The sequence below is a fragment of the Bosea sp. AS-1 genome (genome assembly GCF_002220095.1).
Lineage (GTDB): Bacteria > Pseudomonadota > Alphaproteobacteria > Rhizobiales > Beijerinckiaceae > Allobosea.
Genome location: NZ_CP022372.1, coordinates 3,932,502 through 3,950,225, shown reverse-complemented (window position 1 = coordinate 3,950,225; position 17,724 = coordinate 3,932,502). Strand labels below are relative to the sequence as shown.

Here is a 17,724-nt window from a genome sequence, read left to right as displayed (position 1 = left end):
AGTTGAATCCGGGCGACTCGGTTTGTCTAGCCTTGAGTTGAGTCAACTATGCAGAATGCGCCTAATGGTTGTAGGGATCGCTCAAATGAATCCTGTGCGGGTAATGGAACGTTAACTTTTTTGTCGCGCTGCCGTTAACCACTCAGGCCAGCGCCCGCTCGGCGATGTCCGAGACGTCGCGAGAGAGGTTCGGCGTGCGCGCCACCATGCCGAGCGCCTCCTGTGCCAGCCGCCTGCGGCCGGGCTCCAGCATCCGCCAGCTCTTGAACGAGCCGAGCAGGCGCGAGGCGACCTGCGGGTTCGTCCTGTCGAGCGCGACGACGATATCGGCGACGAAGCCATAGCCCTCGCCGTCGGCCCGGTTGAACTGGGTCAGATTGGCGGCGAACCCGCCGATCAGCGCTCGCACCCGGTTCGGGTTGCCGAGCGAGAAGGCGGGGTGCTGCATCAGCCGCTTGACCCGTTGCAGCGTTTCCGGCTCGGCAATGAGGGCCTGCGCCATCAGCCATTTGTCGAGCACGAGGGGTTCGCTGGCATACGTCTCCGCGAAGCGCGTGATCAGCCGCTCGCGCCGTTCGCCAGGGATCAGCGTCATGGCCGCCAGCGCCGCCAGCCGGTCGGTCAGGTTGTCGCCCGTCTCGAATTGCCGTTCGCACAGCGCCGCGCCATCCTCGGGCGCGGCGAGTGCGGCAAGGCCGAGCAATTCGTTGCGCAACGCCCGCCGCCCGGCCGAGGCAGCATCCGCCTTGTACGGTCCCTTCGTCTCCAGCGCCTGCCGCAGGCCTGGCAGTCGGGGCAGCAGAGCCGTGCCGATCGCGGTCGACAAGGTGCGGTGGGCGGTGAAGATCGCATCCGGATCGACATCCCGGCCGATCTCGCGGGCGATATCGGCTGGAGCGGGCAGGCGCAGCACCTGCGCCGCGAAGGCCGGGTCGTTCAGCGCATCCGCCTGCAGGAAGCCGTCAAGCGCCTGGCCGAGGGCCGCTGCAGTCCGGGAGAGTGTGCCGCGGTCCGCCCCCGGCTTGCCGGCGGCGACGAGGGCGCGCGTTGCGATGCTCTGCAGGGCCTGCCAGCGGTTGAAGGAATCGCTGTCGGCCGAGAACTGCCGAACGAGATCGGCGTCGGAAAGGTCGAGTTCCAGTCGCGCCGGCGCGGAGAAGCCGCGCATCAGCGACGGGATCGGTGCCTCCGACACGCCCTCGAAGGTGACGGAAAGCGAGGCGCTGTCGAGCACCACCAGCCCGTCGCCCGCATAGGCATTGGACCGCGTCTTCAGCGGCAGGTCGCCCGCAGCGCCGACGAGGCCGAGCTTGACGGGCAGAACCATCGGCTCCTTCTCGATCTGGCCGGGCGTCGGGGGCGTGCTTTGCGCCAGATCGAGCGTGTAGCGCTGCGTCGCGGCGTCGTAGCGACCGGAGGCGACGATGGTCGGCGTGCCGGCCTGCTCGTACCAGCGTGCGAAATGGGCGAGATCCTTGCCCGAGCTTTCCGCGAAGCAGGCGAGGAATTCCTCGATCGTCGCGGCGGTGCCGTCGCAGCGCTCGAAATAGAGGTCCATGCCGCGCTTGAAGGCGTCGTCGCCGATCAGCACCTTGAGCATGCGGATGACCTCCGCACCCTTCTCGTAGACCGTCGGCGTGTAGAAGTTATTGATTTCCTTATAGGCGCGCGGCCGGACCGGGTGGGCGAGGGGGCCGGCATCCTCCGAAAACTGGGTCGAGCGCAGGGTGCGGACATCGGCGATGCGCTTCACCGGGCGCGAGCGCTCGTCGGAGGAGAATTCCTGGTCGCGGAAGACGGTCAGGCCTTCCTTCAGGCAGAGCTGGAACCAGTCGCGGCAGGTGATGCGGTTGCCGGTCCAGTTGTGGAAATACTCATGCGCGATGATCGCCTCGATCGAGGCGTAGTCGCCATCGGTCGCCGTCTGCGGGTCGGCGAGGACGTATTTGTCGTTGAAGATGTTGAGGCCCTTGTTCTCCATCGCCCCCATGTTGAAGTCCGACACGGCGACGACGTTGAACACGTCGAGATCGTAATTGCGGCCGAAGACCTGCTCGTCCCAGCGCATGCAGCGCACCAGAGAATCCAGCGCCCAGCCGGCGCGATCCGCCTTGCCCGGCTCGACATAGACGGCAAGCTCGACCTTGTGGCCGTCGGCGGTGACATAGTCCTGACGGACATGGTCGAGCGCCCCGCCCACCAGCGCGAAGAGATAGGCCGGCTTGGGATGCGGGTCGTGCCACATGGCGAAATGCCGGTCGCTGCCGGGAACCTCGCCGGTGGCGACAAGATTGCCGTTGGAGAGCAGCACCGGTGCCTCGGCCTTCGCTGCCTCCAGGCGCACCGTGTAGACGCTCATCACGTCCGGCCGGTCGAGGAAATAGGTGATGCGGCGGAAGCCGTCCGCCTCGCACTGCGTGCAATAGACCTTCGACGAGCGATAGAGCCCCATCAGCTTGGTGTTCGCCGAGGGGTCGATCTCCGTCTCGATGGTCAGGTTGAAGCCGCGCTGCGGCGGCGCGTGAATCGTCAGCGCCTGCGGGCTTGCCGCATAGGCGGACGCGTCGAGCGGCGTCCCGTCCAGGCTGATCGCCTTGAGGGAGAGTTCGTCGCCGTCGAGGACCAGTGGAGCGCCGGGCTGCCCGGCCGGATTGGGACGCAGGCTCAGCAGCGAGCGCACGCGCGTTTTCGTCGGCTGCAGGTTGATGTCGAGATCGACCGTGTCGATCAGCCAGTCGGACGGGCGGTAATCCTCGAGGCGGATCAGCGGAGCATCTTCGGTACGCATGGCAACCCTGATGGCAAAGGTCAGGATTCGTATGTAGCGGCTGCGGAGCCCGGTCGAAACCCCGCTAGGAGGTGACCGCCGGCTCCGCATGGCTGACCAGCCGGCAGACCTGCGGGCGTGCGATCCGTACCGCACGCTCGATCGCATCGACGGCGGCATGAACGGCGGCGACATCGAGCGCGGGGTCGACGCGGCAGTGATAGTTCACCACCAGCCCCTTGGCGGTCTGGCGCACGCGCACGCTGTGAATGTCGTGGATCGGCCCGCCAAGCTTGGCAGCCTCGCTCGCCAGCGCCTTGCCGATGTCTTCGACCGTCTCCCAGGCGGCGTTGTGGCCGGCCGGTTGGCCGGTCTCCATCGGCTCGATATGGGTCTCGACCTCTGTCTCGCCACCGAACTCGGCCCGAATGGCGTTCTCCAGCCGGGTCGCGATCTCATGGGCCTCGCCGAGCGGCAGGCTCTGGTCGACCTCCATGTCGAGGCTGACCGAAAGCTTGTCGCCAATGCTGTGGACGGTGACGTGATGCACCGGAATCTTGAGCTTGAGCGCGATCAGCAGCACCCGCTCCAGGGCCGTCTCGTCGTCGACCTGTACCGGATCGGCCGTGATGGTGATCTCGGAACCGGGTTCCGCCGCTGCGAGAGCTCCGGCAAGCTGGGCCTTGATGGCGGTGACCCGCTCGAGCGGGAGGGTGCGCGAGACACTGATGCCGATCTCGCCATGGACGCGCCCACCCGCCGGCCTGATGCGCAGCCAGTTGATGCCGACCACGCCCGGCACTCTGCGGGCGATTTCGCGCAGCTTCTCGCTGACACCTTCCGGCGCCGCATCCATCAGCGTGTCGAGTGTCCTCCGGGCCAGCCTGTAGGCCGAATAGGCCGTGTATGCGGCAATGGCGAAGGCGGCGACCGTATCGGCCCGCTCGACGCCATACCAGACGCCGATGAGACCGATCAGAACCAGGGCCGAGCCGATGAAGTCGGCCGAGAAATGCGTGGCTTCGCCGGCCAGTGCCTCGCTGCCGGTCTCCTTCGCGACCTTGGTCAGCGAGCGCCAGCGGATGGCGTCGACCGTCATCGACAGCAGCATCACGCCAATGACGAGCGGCGTGACCGCGACGTGCTCGATCAGGTTGTTCCACAGCCGGTTCCCGGCCTCCCACAGGATCGCGCCGGCGAGCGTGAACAGGATCGCAGTCTCGACCAGCGCGGCCAGCGCCTCGACCTTGCCATGGCCGTAATGGTGCTCCTCGTCGGCAGGTTTGTCGGAGGCGCGTACCGCGAACCAGGTGAACAGTGTCGAGCCGACATCCACCAGCCCCTGCAGCGCATCGGTGAGCAGGGCGAGCGAACCGGAGATCAGGGCGCCGACGATCTTCGCGGCCGTCAGCAGGATGGTCGCCATTACGGAGAGAATCGCCGCGCGCTGCTTGATCTGCGCGATCTGGGCGGGCGTGGCGCGCACGGCCGGTGCCGTAACCGGCCCGTCTTGCGTTGTCGTCATGGCTCGTCCTGTTCAGATGGCTTGGAACGGGGATGCTCTTGCCTGATTTAGGAAACGGATCAACCCTGCCGCCATTCAACGAGGAAAGACGATGCGTTATCTCCACACCATGGTGCGCGTGACCGACCTGGATCAGGCGCTGGATTTCTACGTCAACAAGTTCGGGCTGGTCGAGACCCGCCGGATCGAGAACGAGAAGGGCCGCTTCACCCTGGTCTTCCTCGCCGCGTCGGACGATCTGGCCGAAGCCAAGGCCGGCGCTTCGCGCGGCCGCCCGACCCTGGAGCTGACCTATAACTGGGATCCGGAAACCTACACCGGTGGCCGCAATTTCGGCCATCTCGCCTATGAGGTCGACGACATCTACGCGACTTGCGACAAGCTGATGAAGGCTGGCGTCACGATCAACCGCCCGCCGCGCGACGGCAACATGGCCTTCATCCGCTCGCCCGACAACATCTCGATCGAGCTCCTGCAGAAGGGCGACCCGAAGCCGCCGGCGGAGCCGTGGGCGAGCATGCAGAACACCGGGAGCTGGTAACGACTTGGCCGGCGTCTTCTGCCTCGGCATCGCGACGCTCGACTATGTCTACAGCGTCGAGACCATGCCGACACGCGGCGAGAAATACCGCTCGCGCGGCCTCGCCGTCGTCGGCGGCGGCTGCGCCGGCAATGCATCGGTCGCCATCGCCCGGCTGGGCGGCGATTGCTGGCTCGCGACGCGCCTCGCCGACGACTTCACCGGCGACCGGATCGTCGCGGACCTGAATGCGGAGGACGTCGACACGCGCTTCGCCCGCCGGGTCGCGGGCCTGACCTCGCCGGTCTCGGCCATCCTGGTCGACGCGCAGGGCGAGCGCATGGTGATCTCGCATTCCGACCCGGCCATGCCGGAGGATGTCGACTGGCTGCCGCACGAGCTGCCGGGGGAGGCAGGTGCCGTTCTTGCCGATACGCGCTGGGGCGAGGGGGCCCTGGCGGCGCTCCGGCTTGCGCGCGCGGCCGGCGTGCCGGGCGTGCTGGACGGCGATCGCAAGCCGCCTCATCCCGATCTCGTCGCGACGGCGAGCCATGTCGCCTTTAGCCAGCAGGCTCTGCGCGAGGTCTCGGGCGAGGAGGATCCGCGCCGGGGCCTCGCCAAGATCGCTCGCGACGCCTCGACCTGGCTCGCGGTGACCCTCGGCAAGGAGGGGGTGCTGCACTGGGATGGCCAGGTTCGCCACAGTCCGGCGTTCGTAATCGAAACGGTCGATACGCTCGGGGCGGGGGACGTATGGCATGGCGCCTTCGCCCTCGCTCTGGCGGAGGGGCGCGACGAGGTTGGGGCGATCCGGTTCGCTTCGGCGGCGGCAGCGCTCAAATGTACCCGGTTCGGCGGCCGCGATGGTGCGCCGGCACGGGAGGAGGTGGAACGCTTCCTCTCGGAGCAGCGTTGATCCTGGAGCCGCGCGATTCCACTCGCGCGGCCTACCGGGAGGCTGAATTGGGCGTCGCGTGGTCGTCACGCTCCTCGGGCATCTGACCGGACGTGCGCCGTCGCGCATCTGGTCAACCTAAGGAGAGACGCATGCTGCCGATCCAGGGTTTGAAGTGCATCTACGACACCACCGGCCGGGGTTGGTCGATCGAGCTCGTGCTCAAGGCCGAAGGTGAGGCTGCGCTGCGCCGCTTCGATGTCGATGGGCCGGACGATGCCGAAATGCTGATCGAGGCCTTCGAGGATTCTTCGGTCAGCGTGTTCGATCCGGAAACCGGCGAGATCGTCTTCGGCTATGAATATCTCGACCTCGACGACGATGAGGACGAGCTGGCGGAGACCGATGACGAGGATGCGGAGGACGACGATTCCGAGGACGAATCGGATGAGGACGACGCCGAGGAATCCGGAAAGACCAAGTCCTGAGATCGGCATAGCCGAAAAGCGAGGATCACTTTTCGGCAAAAATCCGGTGTCATAGCGAAATGCGCGGTCGCCGTCGGCACCTCGTCCGCCTCTCTGGCGGATCAGGCGCCGATGGCGGCAGGAACGGCGATGTCAGCCAGAACACGATAGGTCATGTGTGAGCGATAGGTCCGACGAAAAGCACGAGATGTCGGCGCTCGACGTCCCGCCGGTGCCGCAACCCTTCGAAGTGCCGCCCGCCGCGGGCAGCGCCAGCCGCAAGCGCGGTGTCTGCGCGATCAGCGGGCAGGAGATGGCGCGCAAGAATCTCGTCGAAATCGGGACGTTGCGCCCGGCGCTCGTCGAGCACATCCGCAACGATTTTCCCGACATGCCCGACGATGCGCTGATCAGCCTGAAGGAGCTGGCGCGCTACCGCACCCGTTATGTCGAGGAGATCCTGCGCGAGGAGCACGGCGAATATTCCGACCTCGACCGCGAGGTCGCCGAAAGCATCGCCCGGCAGGAGACCATCGCCGAGAACGTCGAGGACGATTTCGAGGAGCATCGCACGCTGGGCGAGCGCCTCTCCGACAATCTCGCGAGCTTCGGCGGTTCCTGGGCCTTCCTGATCAGTTTCGCGGTCGTGCTCTTCGTCTGGATGGCGGCGAATGTGGCGATGGGGGCGGTCAATGCCTTCGATCCCTATCCCTTCATCCTGCTCAATCTGGTGCTCTCCTGCATCGCCGCGATCCAGGCCCCGATCATCATGATGAGCCAGAAGCGTCAGGAGGCGAAGGACCGCTTGCGGTCGGCCAACGACTACCAGGTCAACCTCAAAGCCGAGCTCGAAATCCGGCATCTGCACGAGAAGATGGACCATCTGATCACCCGCCAATGGCAGCGCCTCGCCGAGATCCAGCAGGTCCAGCTCGAAATGCTTCAGGACCAGCAGGCTCGCCCGGCACGGCCCAAGGTCGTGGTCAAGAAAGTGAAGAAGAAGCCGAAGGCCAAGCCGAAGCTGGCCGAACCCGCTGCGAGTGATGACGGGCCGATCGCCGGGGCCGCTCCGTCCGACACGCGGAAGGATTGATGGCGTCTCCGCAGCGGGGCGGCTCTTCAGCCGCCATTGACTTCCCGGGACGTAGCAGCTCTCTAGTCGGCAAAAGATCTGACTTGGGAGAACGCCATGATCCGCCACCGACTGCCCCGCCTGCTCGCGGGAGCAGCCTTCGCTTCGATTCTGGCTGGAGCGGCTGCTCCTGCCTTCGCCCAGGGACAGGTCACCGTCTACTGCTCGATCCTCGAGGAGCAATGCCGCGAAGGCGCGGCGATGTTCGAGAAGATGACGGGCATCAAGGTCGCGATGGTGCGCAAGAGCACTGGCGAGGTCTATGCGCAGGTCAAGGCGGAAGCGAACAATCCGCGTGGCGACGTGTGGTGGGGCGGCCCGGGCGAGCCGCACCTGCAGGCTGCGGCGGAAGGCCTGCTCGACGAATACAAGTCGCCGAAGCTGCCGGAGTTGCATGACTGGGCGCAGCGCCATGCCGAGCAGGCGAAGTTCCGCACCAACGCGATCTATCTCGGCGCGCTCGGCATCGGCTACAACAGCGAGGTACTGAAGAAGCGTGGCATCGCGGCGCCGAAATGCTGGGCCGATCTGCTCGACGCCAAGTTCCGCGACGAAGTCCAGATCGCCGATCCGAGCTCGTCGGGCACGGCCTATGTCTTCCTGGCGACGACGGTCCAGCGCCTCGGCGAGGATAAGGGCTTCGACTTCCTCAAGAGCCTGCACAAGAACATCAGCCAGTACACCAAGTCGGGCATCGCACCGGTCAAGGCGACGGCGCTCGGCGAGACGGCCGTCGGCATCGCCTTCATCCACGACATGTTGACGCAGAAGCTGCAGGGCGCACCGATCGAGACCGTGGCACCCTGCGAGGGCACGGGTTACGAGACCGGCTCGGTCTCGGTGATCAAGGGTGGCAAGAACCCGGAAACGGCGCGCAGATTCGTCGATTTCACGCTCTCGCCCGATGCGCAGAACATCAATGCGAAACTGAAGATCAACTCGATCCCGTCCAACAAGAATTCGCTGCTCTCGCCGGATGCGCCGAAATTCTCTGAGATCAAGCTGATCGACTACGACACGCCGCGCTGGGGTGCGCCGGAGGAGCGCTCGCGCCTCCTCAAGAAGTTCGACGCGGAGGTCAAGGCGCTGCCGCGCTGACACGAACCACGATCCCGAGAGCCCGGTAGCACGGCCGCGGCTTTGTGCTACTAAGCTGCGATCCGGGCTCGGAGCCTTTGCCCCGAGCCCCAGCCATGGGATCGCCGCAGATGCTTCGCGCCACTTCCGTCCTTCGCAAGGCCGCCGTTCGCCCCGAGCGCGTTGCCGACACGCTCGGTCTCGCCCATCGCGACCGCAATCGTGGTGGCGTGACCGCAACGACCGCGGGCGGGCTCGAGATCGAGATCGCGCTCGACAAGCCGGCGGTGCTGAACGACGGCGATGCTCTCAAGCTGGAGGACGGCCGTCTCGTGCAGGTCAAGGCCGTGCCGGAAAGCCTGCTGGAGGTTCGCGCCGAGAATCCGCTGCGGCTGACGCGCCTCGCCTGGCATCTCGGCGGCCATCACGTCCCGGCCGAAATGACGGCCGAGGCGCTCTATGTTCCGAACGATCCGGCGCTGGCCGAGCTGGTGCGCGGGCAGGGCTGCGCGATGGCGCCGGTCGAGCGCCCGTTCCAGCCGGAGCCGGAGGTGCATCACCACGCCCATGGCGATGATTGCGGCTGTGGCCATGACCACCACCACCACCACCATGATCATGATCACCACGATCACGGTCATGAACACCATCACGGCCATCACGATCATGCGCACGAGCACCATCATGCCCATGGCGAGAGCTGCGGCTGCGGGCATGATCACGACCATCACGGCCACGGCCACCACGATCATGGACACGGTCATGGCGCTGTGCATGGCCACAAGGGCCACTCGCACGATCATTGAGGGATCGTTTCGATCCTCGTTCCGTAACGCCGGACATGATGAGAAAGGCGGGCCAATCGGCCCGCCTTTGCCGTTTCAGGCATCGTAGCCCTTGACCTGCGCCAGCGCCGTCATGACGCCGCGCAGCTCCGCCAGACCGCGCAGGCGCCCGACCGCCGGATAGCCGGGGAAGCTGCCTTTGCCGATATCGTCGAGCAGCTCGTGGCCGTGATCGGGCCGCATCGGAATCCGCCAAGCGGTAAGGCCTGCGGCCTTGCGGCGCTTTTCCTCCGCCAGCAGGGCGTCGACCAGGGCGACCATGTCGGTGTCGCCACCGAGATGCTCGGCTTCCATGAAGGAGCCGTCCGGGTCCTTGGCGACGTTGCGCAGATGCGCGAACCAGATCTTGTCGGCGAAGCGGCGCGCGATCTTCGGCACGTCGTTCTTCGGGTTGGCACCGAGCGAGCCGGAGCACAGCGTCAGCCCGTTCGCCGGGGAATCGACTGAGCCGAGGATGTAGGCGATGTCCTCCTCGTCCGAGCAGATCCGCGGCAGGCCGAAGAGCGGGCGCGGCGGGTCGTCCGGATGGATGCACATCCGGATTCCGACTTCCTCGGCCGTCGGGATGATGGCTTCGAGGAAGCGCTTGAGGTTCTCGCGCAGCTTGTCGTGCGTCATGCCGGCATAGCGATCGAGGATGCGGGCGAGGCCGGGGAGGTCGTAGCGGTCGAAGGCGCCGGGCAGGCCGGCCATCACGCTCGACAGCAGCCGGTCGCGATCGGCCTGCGTCGACTTGTCGAACCAAGCCTTGGCCTTGTCCATCACCGCGGCGGAATGGCCCTCGTCGGCGCCCTTGCGCTTCAGCATGAAATGGTCGAGCGCGACATATTCGTGCAGGTTGAAGCGCAGCGCGGTCCCCCCGCCCGGCAGCTTGTGGGCGAGCTCGGTACGGGTCCAGTCCAGCACCGGCATGAAATTGTAGCAGATCACCTCGAGCCCGCAGGCGGCGAGGTTGCGCATCGACTGGCGGTAGTTCTCGAAGATGCTCTCGAGATCGCCTTCGCCGATCTTGACGTTCTCATGGATCGGCAGGCTCTCGACCACCTTCCATTCGAGGCCGAGGCTCTTGTCGCCGCGGATGATCGCCTGGCGCTTCTCGATCTCCTCGACGCTCCAGACCACGCCATAGGGAATCTGGTGCAGTGAGTTGACGATGCCGGTCGCGCCGGCTTGTCGGGCTTGCGCCAGAGTCACGACATCGTCCGGCCCGAACCAGCGCCAGCATTGTTCCATTGTCTAATGTCCTTCGAGAAGAGCCGCTGCTTGGGGAAGGGGTGTCAGGAGGCGTCGTGGGCGAGCCTGGAATCGTCGAAGGCGTCCGCATGGTCCTTCGCGATCGTGTCGATGGTCGCGAAGACCGTGCGCAGATGCGCGCGCATCGCCGCCTCCGCGCCTTTCGCGTCATGCTTGATGACGCAGGCTGCGATGACCCTGTGCTCGTTCAGGATCACCTCGGACCAGGACGGTGTTTCGAGCGAAAGGCAACGCACCCGGTCCATCTGGGCCTTCACGCCCTCGATCATGCTCCAGACGGCTCGGTGGCCCGCGATGCGCGAGATTTCTGCGTGAAACACCTCGTCCAGACGGAAGATTTCGGGCCGGTCCTGGCGCCGCACGGCTTCCGCCTGTTCCTCGACCTGCTCTGTGAGCCGGCGGCAATCGGCCTCGCCGATGCGCTGGGCGGCGAGGACCACGGTCCGGCATTCCAGCGTCTCGCGGACGAATTGGCTGTCATGGACGGCGGCGAGGTCGATCGGCGCGACGAAAGTGCCGACCTGCGGCACCGCGACCAGAAAGCCTTCGTCGACCAGCCGCTTGAACGCCTCCCTGACCGGCGTGCGGCTGACGCCGAAGCGCAGCGCCATCCGTGCCTCTGACATCGATTCGCGCGGCTTCAGCACGCCGCTGATAACGTCGGTGCGGAGCACGCTGTAGATCTGATCCGTGCTATGACGGGCTGCAGGGTGGGCCATTGCCAAGCTCTCGACGACTAGTATACTAGGATACCGATCAACCGGGGGCTGCGTCAACTTGGCAGCTTTCGTGGATCGAGGGGCAGGGGTCGGATGGCGGCGGCCGGACCGGCACAAGACAAAAAACGCTAAGAAGCGGGCATCCGCATCTGGAGGAGAAACCATGGTTCAAGACAGCATCAACCGGCGCCACTTTGTCGGCGGCGTCGCCGGCCTCGGCGCGGTAGCCTATGCGCCGGGCGTCTTCGCGCAGCAGCCCAAGCAGCCGGCCTCGCCGGTCACGATCAGCGTCGTCGATGTCGGCGGCGCCCTGGCCCTGGTGCAGACCCCGCTGGAAAACTACCCCAAGATGAAGCCCAAGATGGCTTCGCGCATGGTCTTCACCAAGGCGCCGGCTCCGGAGCTGCCCTCGAAGATCAAGGCCCAGCAGAGTGCCGGCCGCCTCGATATCGATCTCGTCATCGGCGGCCTCGACGTTCTTTCGGCCGGCATCGACCAGAAGCTCTGGGTGGAATTGCTGCCCCAGTTCGCTTCGCAACTGCCGAAGCCGGAAGATATTTATCTCAAGCCCGCGCTCGCCATGCACAATCTCGGTTCGGGGCAGGGCATGGCGATGGTCTACTACCCGTCCGGGCCGCTGCTCGAATACATGCCCGAGCGTGTCAAGCAGGTGCCGACCTCGGCCGAGGAACTGCTTGCCTGGACCAAGCAGAACAAGAACCGCTTCTTCTACGGACGTCCGGCCAATTCCGGTCCCGGTCGCACCTGGATCATGGGGCTGCCCTACCTGCTCGGCGACAAGGATCCGAAGGACCCGGAGAAGGGCTGGGATAAGACCTGGGCCTATCTCAAGGAGCTCGGCGAGAACATCGACTACTATCCCGGCGGCACCGGGCAGACGATGAAGGAGCTCGGTGACGGCACCCGCGACATCATCATCAGCACCACCGGCTGGGACATCAATCCGCGCGTGCTCGGCATCGTGCCGAAGGAAGCCAAGATCCAGACCCTCAAGGGTTTCCACTGGGTCACGGACGCCCAGTACATGATGATCCCGAAGGGCGTCTCGGACGAGAAGCTCGCCGTGCTGCTCGACCTGATCCGCCACATGCTCACGCCCGAGCAGCAGGCCTACACCTATGACGAAGGCTATTTCTATCCGGGTCCCGCGGTGAAGGACGTGCCGCTCTCGATGGCTCCGGCCTCCAGCCAGAAGGCGATCCAGGAGTTCGGCCGGCCGGAATACGAGAAGCTGATCGCCGACAACCCGATGGAAACCCCGCTGAACCCCGACAAGATGGTCGCGGCCTTCCGGATCTGGGACGAGCAGGTCGGCGGCGCCAAGAAGAAGTAAGATTGACCGGGCGGCGGCGGGCTTCGCGACCAGGTCGCGGCCCGCCGCCTGCCATCATTTGCTCCAGCTCTCGAAATCCCGGACGCCATGACCATCAACGCAGCCTCTTTCCGCGAGCTCAAGCTCGACCGCCTGAGCCGCGACTTCGGCAGCCACAACGCCCTCAAGGACGTGTCGCTGACGATCGGCAAGGGCGAATTCATCGCCCTTCTCGGCCCTTCGGGCTGCGGCAAGTCGACGACGCTGAACCTGATCGCGGGCCTGCTGCCGGCGACCGGCGGCGGCATCTGGCTCGATGACAAGCGCATCGACCCCCTGCGGCCGGAGGAACGCGGCTTCGGCATGGTGTTCCAGAACTACGCCCTGTTCCCGCATATGAGCGTGAACAAGAATATCGGCTTCGGCCTGAAGATGCGCGGCGTTCCCAAGGCCGAGATCGACAAGCGCGTGGCAGAAGCCGCCGCGCTGGTGCGTCTGCAGGGCCAGACCGAGAAGCTGCCCGGCCAGCTCTCCGGCGGCCAGCAGCAGCGCGTCGCCATTGCGCGTGCCATCGTCGTCGAGCCGCCGCTGGTGCTGATGGACGAGCCGCTCTCGAATCTCGACGCCAAGCTGCGCCTCGAGATGCGCGCCGAGATCCGCCGCATCCACAACACGCTCGGCGCCACCACGATCTACGTCACCCACGACCAGGAAGAGGCGCTCTCGCTCGCCGACCGCATCGTCGTGCTGCGGGACGGTGTCGTCCGTCAGGTCGGCACGCCTGAGGATCTGTTCTCGCGGCCGGACCATCTCGACGTCGCCGAGTTCATGGGCTTCCGCAACAAGGTGAGGGGCAAGGTCGCGAGCGCCGCTGATGGTCGCGCCACGATCGCGGTCGGCGATGCGCAGATCGCGGGCCGCGCCCGCAATGCGGTCAACGCCGGCGCCGACGCCTGGCTCGCCATCCGTCCGGAGGATCTGCATCCGGTTGCGGCTGGTCAGCCCGGCCTCAAGGCGCAGGTCGTCTCGACCGAATTCCGCGGCCGCGAATTCGTCGGCTTCGCCCGCATGGCCGATGGCACGGATCTCTCCTTCCTCGCCCATGACAAGCTCTCGCCGGGCGAGGCGGTGACGCTCGCCGCCGATCCCGACCGCGTCCTGGTTTATGGTGGAGGCGTGGCGTGAGCACGGACGCTTCCTCCATTCCGCTGAAGCAGCGGCTGGCGGCGCGTGGGCTCGATGGTCTTACGCTGCTCGTCGTGCCGGCCGTCCTGTTCGTGCTGCTGCTGTTCATCTACCCGTTCCTCTACGGGCTCTTCCTCTCCTTCGAGCCGAAGGCGGGCGGCGTCTTCGCCAACTACCAGCGCTTCTTCTCCGACTCCTTCCTCTACGGGACGATCGGAACCACGCTCTGGCTCGCCCTGCCGGTGACGATCGTCACCCTGGCGCTGGCGATCCCGATCGCCTTCCGCGTCCGGCTGATGCGCAACCAGCGCCTGCTGACGACGATCCTGGTGATCCCGATCACGCTCGGCACCGTGCTCGTCGCCGAGGGCCTGTTGAACTATCTCGGCCCGCAGGGCTGGTTCAACCGGACCCTGATGACGCTCGGCCTCATCTCCTCGCCGGTGAAGCTGCTCCACAACTACTGGGGCGTGATGCTCTCGCTGGTCATCACCGGCTTCCCCTTCACCTTCCTGCTGACGCTGTCCTATCTCTCCGGCATCGACCCGGCGCTGGAGAATGCGGGCGCGACGCTGGGCGCGGGGCCGTGGGAGCGCTTCAAGCACATCCTCTTCCCGCTGCTGCTGCCGGGGCTGGCGATCACCTTCTGCCTCAGCTTCGTGCAGGCCTTTTCGGTCTTCCCTTCGGCGGTGCTGCTCGGCGCGCCCGCAGGGCCGACCCGCGTCATCTCGATCGCGGCCTACCAGGCGGCCTTCGAGGAATACGACTACTCGATGGCCTCGGCGGTCGCGATGATCATGGCGGTGGTGCAGCTCGCCATCGTCGTCGCGGTGCTGGCGGCGCGCGGCCTGCTCTATCGCGGCCCGGCTGGCGGCGGAAAGGGCTGAGCCATGGTCAAGGACACGCGTCTCTCGACGAAGCTCTGGGCGGCCGCCAACTGGACGCTGATCGGTTTCTTCATCGTCAACCTCCTCGCGATGATCGCGACGGTGGTGACCTCCTCCTTCGCCACGCGCTGGCTCGGCACCTGGCTGCCGGCCGGCTGGACGACACGCTGGTATTCGGCCGCCTGGTCGGAGTTCCAGCTCCATGACGTGCTGCTCGTCACCTTCCAGATCGTCTTCCTGGTGGTGGCGCTCTCGGGGCTGATCGGCGTGCCGGCGGCCTATGCGCTGGCGCGGCGGGACTTCCCCGGCAAGAAGCTCGTCATGCTGCTCTTCCTGCTGCCGCTGCTGGTGCCGCCGATCACCTTCGGCATTCCGCTGGCGACGGTGCTCTACCAGACCGGCTTCGCCGGCCAGATGTCGGGCGTGGTGCTGGCGAACCTGGTGCCGACGGTGCCCTTCGTCATCCTGGTGATGATCCCCTTCATCGAGCAGATCGACACCAAGATCGAGCAGGCCGCGCGCGTCTTCGGCGCCAACACCTTCAAGCTGTTCGTGCATGTGCTGCTGCCGCTGCTCATGCCGGGCATCCTGGCGGCGCTGCTGCTGGTGCTGGTCAGGACGCTCGCCATGTTCGAGCTGACCTTCCTCACGGCCGGCCCGACCAGCCAGACGCTTGTCGTCGCGCTCTACTACGCGGTCTTCGCCTCGGGCGTGCGCGCTGTGCAGTCGATCGACGCCATGGCGGTGATCTACATGATCACGACGCTGATCTGGCTGATCATCGCGCTGCGCTTCGTCAACCCGACGCAGATCGTCGCCCGCGCGAAGAAGTGAGGGCCTCGGCCCGGAGGTGCAAAGCCGGGCCGAATGATATAGGGGAGCGGCCATGACCCTGCCGCTCCCGACCATGCGCTTCTCCGTCGCGCCGATGATGGATTGGACGGATCGCCATTGCCGGACGATCCACCGCCTGATGTCGCGCCATGCGCTGCTCTACACGGAGATGGTGACGGCGCAGGCGGTCATCCACGGCAACCGCGAGCGCCTGATCGGCTTCGACGCCATGGAGCATCCCGTCGCGCTCCAGCTCGGTGGCAACGATCCCAAATTGCTGGCAGAGGCCGCACGGATCGGCGCCGATTTCGGCTATGGCGAGATCAACCTGAATTGCGGCTGTCCGTCTGACCGCGTGCAGGGTGGGGCCTTCGGTGCATGCCTGATGCGCGAGCCTGCGCTGGTGGGCGATTGCGTCGCCGCGATGAAGGCTGCGGTCGCGATCCCCGTGACGGTGAAATGCCGCATCGGCGTCGATGACCAGGACCCGGAAGCCGCGCTCGATGCGCTGACGGCGTCCGTCCGCGCCGCTGGCGTCGACGCCTTGATCGTCCATGCCCGCAAGGCCTGGCTGCAGGGCCTCTCGCCCAAGGAGAACCGCGAGATCCCGCCGCTCGACTATGAGCGCGCCTATCGCCTCAAGGCTGCCAACCCCGACCTGCCGGTCGCGATCAACGGCGGCATCAAGGCGCCGGCCGAATGGCTGCCGCATCTGGAGAAGCTCGACGGCGTCATGGTCGGCCGCGAGGCCTATCAGAATCCGGAAATCCTGCTGCAGGTCGATCCGCTGCTCTTCGGCGCGGCAGCGCCGGTCGCCGACGCCTTCGCGATGCTCGAAGCGCTTGAGCCTCATATCGCGGCGCATCTGGAGCGGGGCGGGCGCCTGCACGCCTTCACGCGCCACCTCGTCGGCCTGTTTCCCGGCCGCCCGGGAGCGCGTCTCTTCCGTCGCCACCTCGCCGAGCATTGCGTCCAGGCGGGAGCTGGCCTTGCCGACCTGCGCGCGGCCATCGCCCATGTCTCTCGGCACGAGCTGGAAACCGCCGCCGCCTGATCGGCGATGGCTTGACGCGAAACCTCCTGCACACCGTGCCGCGCCAGCAAGCCGTGCGTGTTGAACACACGTGCGCGAAATCGTCGTGCTCATTGACTTGGCGCAACGACGCTAGTTAATTCGCTTTAGGCATCAACTCAGCGAGTTGATACGCGGAGGGGATTATTATGGCGGAAGCTGGCCTGGAGACCTCGCCCTGGCAGGGAGCGCTTGCGGCAATCGCGGCGCAGACGCGCAGTGACATCGTCGAGATGAGCCGCAAAGCCGAGGAAGCGGTCACAGCGCCGCATGATCCGGGGGGCTTTCCGTCGCAATGGCGCCTTGCCATGGCCGCGCGCATCGCGGCGCTGAACGGGCTCGCCAGCCTGGCGGAGCATTATCGCGCGAAAGTCACGGACCCGGCGCTGCGTGCGCTCGCGGAGCCCTCTGCGCCGGGCCGGGACGCCCGCGAGCAGGTGGTGCTCGCCTTCATGGACAAGGTTGCCGCCGATACGCGCTCTGTCGCGGCCGAGGATATCGAGACGCTGAAGGCCGCCGGGGTTGCGGAAGCCGACATCGTCCGCCTGTGTGAACTCAACGCCTTCATGAGCTATCAGGCGCGCGTCCTCGCCGGGCTCGCCATTCTGAAGGGAGCTTCGGCATGAGCCGGGTCGTGCATCGCTTCACCCGCACCGTGCCGGAATGGCAGCCGCGGGTCACGCCGGTCGATCTCGCCAAGGCCACGCCGGAACAGCGCGAAGCCCTCAAGATCACGCCGTCGAACACCAAGGTCTCCGACTATGTGCTGGTGCTGGCGCATGACCCCGAGACGCTGTCGGTCCGCTCGCCGCTGTTCAACGCGATCATGTACGACCCCGGCGGCATGAGCCGGGCCGAGCGCGAGCTCGGCGCCATCGGCGCTTCCATCGTCAACCGTTGCATCTACTGCGCCGCGGTGCATGCCTCCCGCCACGCCCAGCTCGCCAAGGACACCGCCGTCACGGACGAACTGTTCGCCCGCGGCGAGAAGGCTGCGTTGCCGCCGCGCGAGCAGGCGATCTTCGACTTCTCGGTCAAGCTCTCGCAGACGCCGCCGGCCGTAACCGAGGCGGACGCAGCCCGCCTGCGCGAAGCCGGACTGAACGAGGCGGAGATCGTCGATCTCATCCTCTCCACGGCGCTGTTCGGCTGGGCCAACCGGCTGATGCACGTGCTCGGCGACCCCGTCCGCAACGACGACTAGAGCATTTT

Annotated in this window: 17 protein-coding genes; 13 read left to right on the top strand and 4 right to left on the bottom strand. The window is 66.2% G+C overall.

The features are described from left to right. Positions 1-142: 142 nt before the first annotated feature. Both pepN and CE453_RS20585 read right to left on the bottom strand, forming a co-directional pair. The gene (pepN, locus tag CE453_RS20590; RefSeq protein WP_089176273.1) at positions 143-2,788 is read right to left on the bottom strand and encodes an aminopeptidase N; all 2,646 of its coding nucleotides are present in this window, start codon (positions 2,786-2,788) and stop codon (positions 143-145) included. 64 nt (positions 2,789-2,852) lie between these two features. Continuing rightward, the gene (locus CE453_RS20585; RefSeq protein ID WP_089176272.1) at positions 2,853-4,292 is read right to left on the bottom strand and encodes a cation diffusion facilitator family transporter; all 1,440 of its coding nucleotides are present in this window, start codon (positions 4,290-4,292) and stop codon (positions 2,853-2,855) included. Between the two features lie 91 nt (positions 4,293-4,383). Between CE453_RS20585 and CE453_RS20580 the strand changes: the two genes are divergently transcribed. From CE453_RS20580 to CE453_RS20560, 6 genes are all read left to right on the top strand, one after another. Continuing rightward, the gene (locus tag CE453_RS20580; RefSeq protein WP_089176271.1) at positions 4,384-4,833 is read left to right on the top strand and encodes a VOC family protein; all 450 of its coding nucleotides are present in this window, start codon (positions 4,384-4,386) and stop codon (positions 4,831-4,833) included. Between the two features lie 4 nt (positions 4,834-4,837). Beyond that, on the top strand, positions 4,838-5,728 hold the full coding sequence (locus CE453_RS20575; RefSeq protein ID WP_089176270.1) for a PfkB family carbohydrate kinase: 891 nt from the start codon (positions 4,838-4,840) through the stop codon (positions 5,726-5,728). A gap of 131 nt (positions 5,729-5,859) precedes the next feature. Next, a complete protein-coding gene (locus tag CE453_RS28980; RefSeq protein ID WP_198302169.1) occupies positions 5,860-6,195 on the top strand; it encodes a hypothetical protein in 336 nt (111 codons plus the stop codon). Positions 6,196-6,352: 157 nt separating this feature from the next. Further along, positions 6,353-7,267, top strand: coding sequence for a DUF1003 domain-containing protein (locus CE453_RS20570; RefSeq protein WP_248307814.1), 915 nt, complete (start codon positions 6,353-6,355; stop codon positions 7,265-7,267). A gap of 96 nt (positions 7,268-7,363) precedes the next feature. Further along, a complete protein-coding gene (locus CE453_RS20565; protein WP_089176268.1) occupies positions 7,364-8,404 on the top strand; it encodes an ABC transporter substrate-binding protein in 1,041 nt (346 codons plus the stop codon). A 110-nt stretch (positions 8,405-8,514) separates the two neighbouring features. Continuing rightward, the gene (locus tag CE453_RS20560) at positions 8,515-9,189 is read left to right on the top strand and encodes an urease accessory protein UreE (RefSeq protein ID WP_089178048.1); all 675 of its coding nucleotides are present in this window, start codon (positions 8,515-8,517) and stop codon (positions 9,187-9,189) included. A gap of 75 nt (positions 9,190-9,264) precedes the next feature. On the opposite strand, the gene uxuA is transcribed toward CE453_RS20560, so the two are convergent. Together uxuA and CE453_RS20550 are read right to left on the bottom strand one after the other, a co-directional pair. Beyond that, the gene (gene uxuA, locus CE453_RS20555; RefSeq protein ID WP_089176267.1) at positions 9,265-10,461 is read right to left on the bottom strand and encodes a mannonate dehydratase; all 1,197 of its coding nucleotides are present in this window, start codon (positions 10,459-10,461) and stop codon (positions 9,265-9,267) included. 44 nt (positions 10,462-10,505) lie between these two features. Beyond that, positions 10,506-11,258 carry a GntR family transcriptional regulator gene (locus tag CE453_RS20550; protein WP_198302168.1) on the bottom strand — a complete coding sequence of 251 codons (753 nt, stop codon included), beginning with the start codon at positions 11,256-11,258 and terminating at the stop codon, positions 10,506-10,508. A 106-nt stretch (positions 11,259-11,364) separates the two neighbouring features. Between CE453_RS20550 and CE453_RS20545 the strand changes: the two genes are divergently transcribed. The 7 genes from CE453_RS20545 to CE453_RS20515 all read left to right on the top strand — a co-directional run bounded on the left by CE453_RS20545 (position 11,365) and on the right by CE453_RS20515 (position 17,716). Next, positions 11,365-12,555, top strand: a complete 1,191-nt coding sequence (locus CE453_RS20545; protein WP_089176265.1) for an ABC transporter substrate-binding protein — start codon at positions 11,365-11,367, stop codon at positions 12,553-12,555. A gap of 93 nt (positions 12,556-12,648) precedes the next feature. Continuing rightward, complete coding sequence (locus CE453_RS20540) at positions 12,649-13,719, top strand: ABC transporter ATP-binding protein (RefSeq protein WP_198302407.1); 1,071 nt, start codon at positions 12,649-12,651, stop codon at positions 13,717-13,719. Beyond that, positions 13,716-14,606, top strand: a complete 891-nt coding sequence (locus CE453_RS20535; RefSeq protein ID WP_248307813.1) for an ABC transporter permease — start codon at positions 13,716-13,718, stop codon at positions 14,604-14,606. Before CE453_RS20540 ends, CE453_RS20535 begins: the two co-directional genes overlap by 4 nt. Positions 14,607-14,609: 3 nt before the next feature. Continuing rightward, a complete protein-coding gene (locus CE453_RS20530; protein ID WP_089176263.1) occupies positions 14,610-15,440 on the top strand; it encodes an ABC transporter permease in 831 nt (276 codons plus the stop codon). Positions 15,441-15,492: 52 nt separating this feature from the next. Next, positions 15,493-16,494 carry a tRNA dihydrouridine(20/20a) synthase DusA gene (gene dusA / locus CE453_RS20525; protein WP_089176262.1) on the top strand — a complete coding sequence of 334 codons (1,002 nt, stop codon included), beginning with the start codon at positions 15,493-15,495 and terminating at the stop codon, positions 16,492-16,494. 167 nt (positions 16,495-16,661) lie between these two features. Beyond that, positions 16,662-17,138, top strand: a complete 477-nt coding sequence (locus CE453_RS20520; protein WP_089176261.1) for a hypothetical protein — start codon at positions 16,662-16,664, stop codon at positions 17,136-17,138. Beyond that, positions 17,135-17,716, top strand: a complete 582-nt coding sequence (locus CE453_RS20515; RefSeq protein WP_089176260.1) for a peroxidase-related enzyme — start codon at positions 17,135-17,137, stop codon at positions 17,714-17,716. Before CE453_RS20520 ends, CE453_RS20515 begins: the two co-directional genes overlap by 4 nt. The last annotated feature ends 8 nt before the right edge of the window (positions 17,717-17,724 follow it).